Annotated in this window: 6 protein-coding genes; 2 read left to right on the forward strand and 4 right to left on the reverse strand. The window is 70.0% G+C overall.

Annotated elements, in window-relative coordinates; genetic code table 11:
• Positions 1-40 precede the first annotated feature (40 nt).
• Both ald and ACFVJS_RS23725 read right to left on the reverse strand, forming a co-directional pair.
• Positions 41-1156 carry an alanine dehydrogenase gene (ald, locus tag ACFVJS_RS23720; protein WP_378885641.1) on the reverse strand — a complete coding sequence of 372 codons (1116 nt, stop codon included), beginning with the start codon at positions 1154-1156 and terminating at the stop codon, positions 41-43.
• Between the two features lie 145 nt (positions 1157-1301).
• A complete protein-coding gene (locus tag ACFVJS_RS23725) occupies positions 1302-1943 on the reverse strand; it encodes an NUDIX domain-containing protein (RefSeq protein ID WP_378885643.1) in 642 nt (213 codons plus the stop codon).
• 22 nt (positions 1944-1965) lie between these two features.
• On the opposite strand from ACFVJS_RS23725, the gene pepN reads away from it, so the two are divergent.
• Together pepN and ACFVJS_RS23735 are read left to right on the forward strand one after the other, a co-directional pair.
• The gene (gene pepN, locus ACFVJS_RS23730; protein ID WP_378885645.1) at positions 1966-4404 is read left to right on the forward strand and encodes an aminopeptidase N; all 2439 of its coding nucleotides are present in this window, start codon (positions 1966-1968) and stop codon (positions 4402-4404) included.
• A gap of 124 nt (positions 4405-4528) precedes the next feature.
• The gene (locus ACFVJS_RS23735) at positions 4529-5002 is read left to right on the forward strand and encodes an SRPBCC family protein (RefSeq protein WP_378885647.1); all 474 of its coding nucleotides are present in this window, start codon (positions 4529-4531) and stop codon (positions 5000-5002) included.
• 162 nt (positions 5003-5164) lie between these two features.
• Here the strand turns inward: ACFVJS_RS23735 and ACFVJS_RS23740 are convergent, their stop codons facing one another.
• Positions 5165-6883: a CTP synthase gene (locus ACFVJS_RS23740; RefSeq protein WP_378885649.1), complete on the reverse strand. Its 1719-nt coding sequence runs from the start codon at positions 6881-6883 to the stop codon at positions 5165-5167.
• 14 nt (positions 6884-6897) lie between these two features.
• Positions 6898-8573, reverse strand: a 1676-nt coding sequence (steA, locus tag ACFVJS_RS23745; protein ID WP_378885650.1) for a putative cytokinetic ring protein SteA, incomplete at its 5' end; no start/stop codon positions are given.

The raw sequence follows: 8573 nt of genomic DNA on the forward strand, positions 1-8573 counted from the left end.
GTCTGAGATGGGACAGACGCGCCGAGTCGGCGGTGGGTGGTCAGGCCAGTACCGACTCGCGGGCGACCGAGTCGATGCCGACGGCCTCGCCGACGGGGGCGTTGGTCAGCTGACCGGCGTGGGTGTTGAGGCCCTTGGCGAGCGCCGCGTCGTCACGCAGCGCCTGCTGCCAGCCCTTGTTGGCCAGCGCGACGGCGTACGGCATCGTCGCGTTGGTGAGCGCGTAGGTCGAGGTGTTGGGGACCGCGCCGGGCATGTTGGCCACGCAGTAGAACGTCGAGTTGTGGACCTGGTAGGTCGGGTCGGCGTGGGTGGTGGCGTGAGAGTCCTCGAAGCAGCCGCCCTGGTCGATGGCGATGTCGACCAGCACCGAGCCGGGCTTCATCCGCGAGACCAGGTCGTTGCTGACCAGCTTCGGCGCGGCCGCTCCCGGGATCAGCACCGCGCCGATGACGAGGTCGGCCTGGAGCACCTGCTCCTCGAGCACGAGCCTGTTGGAGGCGAGACCGTGGACCTGGTTGGAGTAGCGCCAGAACGACATCCGCAGCTTCTCCAGGTCGGTGTCGAGCAGGGTGACGTCGGCACCCATGCCGAGCGCGATGTTGGCCGCGTTCTGCCCGGAGACCCCGGCGCCGATGATGACGACCTTGGCGTTGGCGACACCGCCGACCCCGCCCATCAGCACACCGCGGCCGCCCTGGGCCTTCATCAGGTTGTAGGCGCCGACCTGGGGCGCCAGACAGCCGGCGACCTCGGACATCGGGTAGAGCAGCGGGAGGGCCCGGTTGGGCAGCTCGACGGTCTCGTAGGCGATCGCGGTGACCTTCTTGGCCAGCAGCTCCTCGGTCAGCGGCTTGTCCGCGGCCAGGTGGAGGTAGGTGAACAGGGTCAGGCCCTCGCGCAGGCGGTGGTATTCCTCCGCGATCGGCTCCTTGACCTTCAGAACCATGTCGGCGTTGCCCCAGGTCTCGTCGGCGTCGCCGAGGATCTTGGCGCCGACCGCGGCGTACTCGCCGTCGGGGATGGACGAGCCGACGCCGGCACCGGCCTCGACGAAGACCTCGTGGCCGTTGGCCACCAGCTCGTGGACGCCCGAGGGGGTGATCGCCACCCGGTACTCGTGGTTCTTGACTTCCTTGGGTACGCCGATTCTCATTGCCCTGCCTTCATGTCTTGGCCCCAGAATGTGGTGGTCCGTGGGTTTGGGTCAGCCGGATGTTCGCCGCCTGATGCGGCATGTCTAACCCGGTGTGGCGCAAGTCACCAAAACCACGTCGTTCGGTCCTTGGCCAGGCGCCTGTTCAGACTCTGCCACGCGACTTCAGGGCTGCGTACGCAAGGACGGCCTGGACGACCGGCGAGTCGGTCGCCTTGCCGGTGAGCACGGCCTCCAGGAGGTCCTCGAAGGGCACCCAGTGGATGCTCATCTCGGCCTCTTCGTGCTCGAGCTCGAAGCCGTCGCGATCGGTCGCGGTCAGACCGCGGGCGAGGAAGAAGTGGTGGATCTCCTCGGAGATCCCGGGCGAGGTGTAGGTCGAGAGCAGGTGCGTCCACTCGGCGGCCTCGTGGGCCACCTCCTCGCGCAGCTCACGCACGGCGACGTCAAGCGGGTCCTCGCCGGGATAGTCGATCAGGCCGGCCGGAAGCTCGACGAAGCGGCGCTTGGCAGGGTGACGGTACTGGGTGATGACCAGGGCACGCTCGTCGTCGTCGAGCGCCAGCACGACCGCTGCTCCGGGGTGCTCGACGACGAGCCGCCGGAACGGCTCCTCGTCCTCGTGACCTGGCCGGTTGATCCGGTCCGCACGCAGCGCGACCACCCAGGCGTCGCGGTGGAGGTCCTCCCTCGAGGCCACCGGCCAGCTCTCGGGGGTGTCCCACTCGGTCAGGGGCACCGGGTCCAGCGGCGTGGCCGCGCCGGAAATTCGTGCGTCCGAAGTCATGGCCCGAGGCTACCCTCGGCGCATGTCTGACAACTCCCCCGCCGCCCCTGCCTCGCTCACTCAGGAGGAGGCGGCCGCGCGGGCCGCCACCGTCACCGTCGAGCGCTACGACATCTCGCTGGACCTGACCGGCCTGCTGGAGGGCGAGACGCTCACCAGCGTCTCCACGATCACCTTCTCCGCCGCCCCCGGCTCGAGCACGTTCGTCGACTGCGTCGCCGAGGTGTCGGCCGCCACCCTCAACGGCACCGAGCTCGACCTCGCCACGATCAGTGCTGGCCGGATCCCGCTCGAGGATCTGGCCGAGACCAACACCCTCGTCGTCAGCGCCTCCCAGTCCAACACCGCCTCCTCCGAGGGCGTGCTGCGCACCGTCGACCCCTCCGACGGCAACGTCTACGTGTGGACCTCCTTCGAGCCCGACGACGCCCGTCGGCTGTGGGCCTGCTTCGACCAGCCCGACCTCAAGGCGGTGCACGCGTTCACCGTGACCGCACCCGAGCAGTGGACCGTGCTGTCCAACTCCGCGCCCGCCCGCGTCTCGGACGCGGCGGCCGGCGCGAGGACCTGGGTCTTCGCGGACACTCCCCCGCTCTCGACGTACGTCGTGGTGGTCAACGCCGGCCCGTTCGTCGAGGTCCGTGCCGAGCGCGGCGGCTACGACCTGGGGCTCTATGCCCGTCGGTCGCTGGCGAGCCAGCTGGAGCGGGACCGGGGGGAGATCCTCGACGTCACCGAGCACGGCCTGGCCTGGTTCGGCGCCAAGTTCGCGATGCCGTTCCCGCAGCGGCGCTACGACCAGATCTTCGTGCCCGACATGGGCGGCGCGATGGAGAACTGGGGCGCGGTGACGCACAGCGACGTCTTCCTCTTCCGTACGCCGCCGACCCAGGCCGACCGCACCGAGCGCACCAACGTGATCCTGCACGAGATGGCTCACATGTGGTTCGGTGACCTGGTCACGATGCGCTGGTGGGACGACCTGTGGCTCAACGAGGCCTTCGCCTCGTGGGCGGCCGTGTGGGCCTCGGCCGCGCTCCCCGGCTACGCCGACGTGTGGGCCTCGATCGCGCTGACCGAGAAGAAGACGGCCTACGACACCGACCTGACCGCCGCCACCCACCCGATCCGCGGTGTGGTGCCCAGCGTGGAGGTCGCGATGGCGAACTTCGACGCGATCACCTACATGAAGGGCCAGGCGGTGCTGCAGCAGCTGCACGCCTACATCGGCGAGGAGGCCTACCTCGCCGGGCTGCAGGCCTACTTCGCCGAGCACGCCTACGGCAACACCGTCCTCGACGACCTGATGAGCGCCTTCGGGGCGGCCGCGGGCAAGGACCTCTCCACGTGGACCACCGCCTGGCTCGACCACGCAGGCACCGACGTGATCACCCTCGCCGACGGCAAGGTCTCGGTCACCAGCGCCGACGGGACCGTACGTCCCCACCGGCTCGACATCGCCTCCTACGACGACTCCGGGGCCCTGCTCGCGATCACCCCGGTCACCGTCGAGGGTGAGCCGGTCGCGGTCTCGCTCCCGGACGCCGCGGCGCACCTGGTGAACGCCACCGACGTGACCTTCGCGGCGGTGCGCTCGGACGAGGCCAGCGAGGCTTGGCTCGGCCGGAACGCCGGAGTCCTGCCCGATGCAGTCGCGCGGGCGGTCGCGGTCAACAGCGCCTGGTCGGCGCTGTTCCGCGGCGAGATCGCCGGCCCCGAGGTCGTCTCCCGCGTCGTCTCGGTGCTGGAGCGTGAGCGGAACCCCCAGGTCACCGGTGAGTTCCTCGGCATGGCCGTGACCGCGGCCGAGCTCTGGACCGCTCCCGACCGGGTCGCCGAGCAACGCGCCCTGGTCGCGGGCGCCGCGGCGGCCCTCGCCGAGGATCCGGCCAACCGCGACACCGCGCTTCGCGTCGTCGCCTCCCACGCCTCCAATGCTGAGCAGATCGCGCTCGCCGAGGCCGGCGCCGCCGAGGACATCCAGGTCGCCTGGCGCCTGCTCGGCCGGCGCGCCGAGCTAGGAGACTACGACGCGGAGGCCGTCGCCGCCCTGGAGGCGCGTGACCCGGATCCCGAGTCCTGGGTCAGCGCCCTGGCCGTACGCACCGCACAGCCGCTCGCAGAGGCCAAGGAGGAGGCCTGGCAGGTGACCATGGTCGAGCGCCGGCTGCCGCGCACCGACGGCGCCTACATGCTGAGCTCGGCGTTCTGGCGGCCCGGCCAGGACGAGGTCCTGGCGCCGTACGCCCAGCGCTATCTCGACGCGGTCGCCGCCATCAGGGGCGGTGGGCTGCTCGCCTTCGGCCTTCAGCTCCGGTTCTACCCAGCTCAGGCCGGCGAGGACGTCGCCGCGGCCGCACGGGCCGCCTGCGAGAGCGACACGCTGGTCCCGTTCGTACGCCAGACGGTCATCCGTCTCGCCGACGTGCACTCCCGGCAGGTCGCGGCCCGGGCGCTGTGAGCCCGGCCTGGTCGAGCCTGATCGAGCCTGGTCGAGCCTGGTCGAGCCTGATCGAGAAGGTATGGCCCGACCGGCCGTCGGGTACCCGCTGTGTCGTACGCAATCGAGAGGAGACGCGAGACAGATGAGCACCATCCAGAAGAGCGTCCAGGTCGGCGTTCCGGTCAGCACAGCGTATGACCAGTGGAGCCAGTTCGAGTCGTTCCCTCAGTTCATGGAGGGCGTCGAGTCGGTTCGCCAGCTCGACGACAAGCATCTGCACTGGAAGGCCGAGATCGGCGGGGTCACGCGTGAGTGGGACGCCGAGATCGTCGACCAGGTTCCCGACGACCGCATCACCTGGCGCGCCGTGGAGGGCGCGAAGAACCAGGGCACGGTCTCGTTCACCGAGGACAAGATGAGCAAGACGACGAACGTCACCCTGCGCCTGGAGTACGAGCCCGAGGGCGTGGTCGAGAAGACCGGTGACGTCCTCAAGATCGTCGACAAGCGCGCCGAGGGCGACCTCGAGCGGTTCAAGGAGTTCATCGAGCACCGCGGCACCGAGACCGGCGCGTGGCGCGGCGAGGTGAAGCCGACCGGCGAGGTACGCGAGTAGCGCCCACAGACACGAGCCCCCTGGGTCCGGCATCGGCCGACCCCAGGGGGCTCGTCATGTCAGCTGCTCAGACGTCAGCCTGTGTCTCGACCCGCTTCGCGGGTTCGCTAGCTCACCCGCTGCGCTCGCTCGACCTCCTCGCGTTGCGCAGCTGTTCGTTCCTCACATCGACGCAGGCTCGGACTCGGGGAGCTCGACCTCGCTGACCTCACGGCGCAGGTTGGTCTCGTCGATCGGGAACCGCTGCTCCTTCTGCCGGTCGAGAGCCGCCTTCACCAGCCCGGCGAAGAGCGGGTGGGGGCGGGTCGGGCGCGAGCGGAGCTCGGGGTGGGCCTGGGTGGAGACGTAGTAGGGGTGTACGTCCCGGGGCAGCTCGACGAACTCGACGAGCTGGTTGTCGGGCGAGAGGCCGGAGAAGACCAGACCGGCGTCCTCGAGCTGGTCGCGGTAGGCGTTGTTGACCTCGTAGCGGTGGCGGTGGCGCTCCGCGATGGAGGTCTCGCCATAGACCTCGGCCGCGATCGAGCCCTTCTTGAGCTCGGCCGGGTAGAGGCCGAGGCGCATGGTGCCGCCCAGGTCGCCGGCGCCCTCGACGTACGCCTTCTGCTCCTCCATCGTCGCGATGACGGGCTCGGGGGTCTCGGCGTCGAACTCGGTGGAGTCGGCCTTCTCCAGGCCGAGCACGTTGCGGGCGTACTCGATGACCATGCACTGCAGGCCCAGGCACAGGCCGAGCGTGGGGATCTGGTGGGTGCGGGTGTAGGTCAGCGCGCCGAGCTTGCCCTCGAGGCCACGGATGCCGAAGCCGCCGGGGACGCAGACCGCGTCGACGTCATGGAGGTTCTTGGCGGCGCCTTCGGGGGTCTCGCACTCGTCGGAGGGGATCCAGCGGATGTTGACCTTGGCCTCGTTGGCGAAGCCACCGGCGCGCAGCGCCTCCCCGACGCTCAGGTAGGCGTCGGGGAGATCGATGTACTTGCCGACCAGGCCGATGGTGAGCTCCTCCTTCGGGTGGTGGACCCGGCGGAGCAGGTCCTCCCACAGCGCCCAGTCGACGTCGCGGAAGGGCAGGTCGAGCTTGCGTACGACGTAGGCGTCGAGGCCCTCACGGTGGAGCACCTTCGGGATGTCGTAGATGCTCGGGGCGTCAGCGGCGGTGACCACGGCGTCCTCGTCGACGTCGCACATGAGCGCGATCTTGCGCTTGATGCCCTCGGGCAGCTCGCGGTCGGCGCGGCACACGATGGCGTCGGGCTGGATGCCGATCTGGCGCAGCGCCATCACCGAGTGCTGGGTCGGCTTCGTCTTGAGCTCCTTGGACGGGCCGATGTAAGGCACCAGGGAGACGTGGACGAAGAAGACGTTGTCGCGGCCGAGGCGCTGGCGCACCTGGCGGGCGGCCTCGAGGAACGGCAGCGACTCGATGTCGCCCACGGTGCCGCCGATCTCGGTGATCACCACGTCGACGTCGGGGCCGTGCATCGCCAGGATCCGCTCGGAGATCTCGTCGGTGATGTGCGGGATCACCTGGACGGTCTCGCCGAGGTAGTCACCGCGGCGCTCCTTGGCGATCACGTTGGAGTAGACCTGCCCGGTGGTCACGTTGGCGTGGCCGACCAGGTCGGTGTCGAGGAACCGCTCGTAGTGGCCGATGTCGAGATCGGTCTCGGCACCGTCGTTGGTCACGAAGACCTCACCGTGCTGGAACGGGTTCATCGTGCCGGGGTCCACGTTGAGGTACGGGTCCAGCTTCTGCATGGTCACGCTCAGACCACGCGACCGGAGAAGGCGGCCGAGGCTGGAGGCGCTCAGGCCCTTTCCCAATGAGGAGGCGACGCCCCCGGTGACAAAAATGTGCTTGGTCAAGCTCGCCGACTTCATGGACCTCAATCCTATCAATCCTTCAGCAGGCCACCGAAACCTGACGCTCCGAAATCGCCACCTTGTCGGCTCGTCTGTCGCGCCAGTGCCAACGGCGCCGCGACCTGCCCGGCGACGGTGTCGATGCCGTCGACCGACGCGAACCAGCCGGGCCAGCCGTGGGCGCGCAGCTTCTCGAGGTCCTGGGAGTCCGCGGTCGCCCCCACGACCAGGCCTTTCGTGGCCCCGCCGAGCCCCTCGACCAGCCCTTCGACCGCCGTGGTGTCTTTGCTGTCCTCGCCGAGTACGACCAGGACCAGGTCGGCCGGCCCGGTCGGTCGCGCGCGGGCCTTGACCAGGTCGCCGGTGAGCAACGCCACAGCGGCGGTCTTGGCCGGCTGGTCGAACTCGGCCGGCGGGTTCGTGCCCGCGTAGGTCTGCCCGATCACCTGTCCCATCCGCTGATAGGTGGCCTGGCCGGCGTCGCCGCGGCCGAGCTGCTTGACCAGCTGGGTGGCCAGGCTGTCCACGTACTGCTTGCGATCCGGGTCCAGCAGGTTGGGTCGTACGTCCAGCACCCCCGTCGTCACGCCACCGGCCGTCTCGATGTTGCCGGTGAGCGCATCGACCGTCTTCGGGTCCGCGCCGGGGAGGGTGAGGACCGCGACCTTGTGCCCGGTGAGCTTGCCCGGCAGGAGCGTGTCGCCGGCCTCGGCGACGAACTGCGCCTCGGCCGTCTGCCCTGGATCGTTCTGGTTCGCGGCGCCGCTCTGGCCGGCGGTGGCGCTCGCGGCTGCGCCCTCACCGGCCTGGCTCCGCACTCCCCTGCCGATCTCGGTGACGTCGTGTTCGGCGGCCCAGATGCCGGCAGGTACGCCGATCGCGAGCGCGGTCACCGCGGCGAGGACCGGCAGCGCCAACCGCCTGCTCCGCGGCTCCTTGCGACGCACCACCGGGACGGCGGAGGCGTCGATCAGCGTCGGGCCCAGCGCGAGCCGGGTCAGGTAGGTGCCGGCCAGACCTGGGCGCTGGTCCTCGAGGAAGTCGGTCAGCGTGGTGCTCAGACCGGCGCCGACGACCAGCGACGGGTGCTGGGTGTAGGCGACCAGGAGGGCCGCGTCCTCGGGGGCCAGGGAGGACTCGAACCGCTTGGGCTGCACGCCGACCCGGTCGAGGAGCTCAGCGGCGTTCTCGCTCGCCGAGCCGCCGGGGGCGAGCACGACCTCGGCGGCGCTGGTGAGCACCTTCGGCTCGGGGTAGGTGTCGGTGTCCGGGCCCAGGACGAGCACGGCGTGGCGTACCTGCTTCTTGGTCAGCCGCGTCGCCGCCCGGCCGACCGCGATGATCGCGGGACGCTGCTCGCGCAGGAAGCCCTTGAGGTCGCCCAGGAGGCGGCCCAGGTCGGGGTGTTCGGCGACCACGACGACGGGACGGCCGGCCAGCGGCGTGTCGAGAGGAGGTACGCCGTTGCCGTGCAGCAGCACCTCCTCCTCGCGCTTGAGCAGCTCGCTGCTGTTGTGGGTGAAGAGCTCCAGGTGGGAGCTCAGGCCACGCTTCGCGTCCTCGAGGTCGACCTCCAGCGACTCCTGGTCGAGCGCCCGACCCGAGGTCAGCAGCTGCTCGCCGTCGAAGATCTCGCCGTCGAGGATCCGGGCCTTGCGCCCGTCGACCAGCTTCACCAGGCCCGCCTCGCCGATCTTGTCGATGAGCA

This window comes from Nocardioides sp. NPDC057772, assembly GCF_042798075.1.
Classification (GTDB): domain Bacteria; phylum Actinomycetota; class Actinomycetes; order Propionibacteriales; family Nocardioidaceae; genus Nocardioides.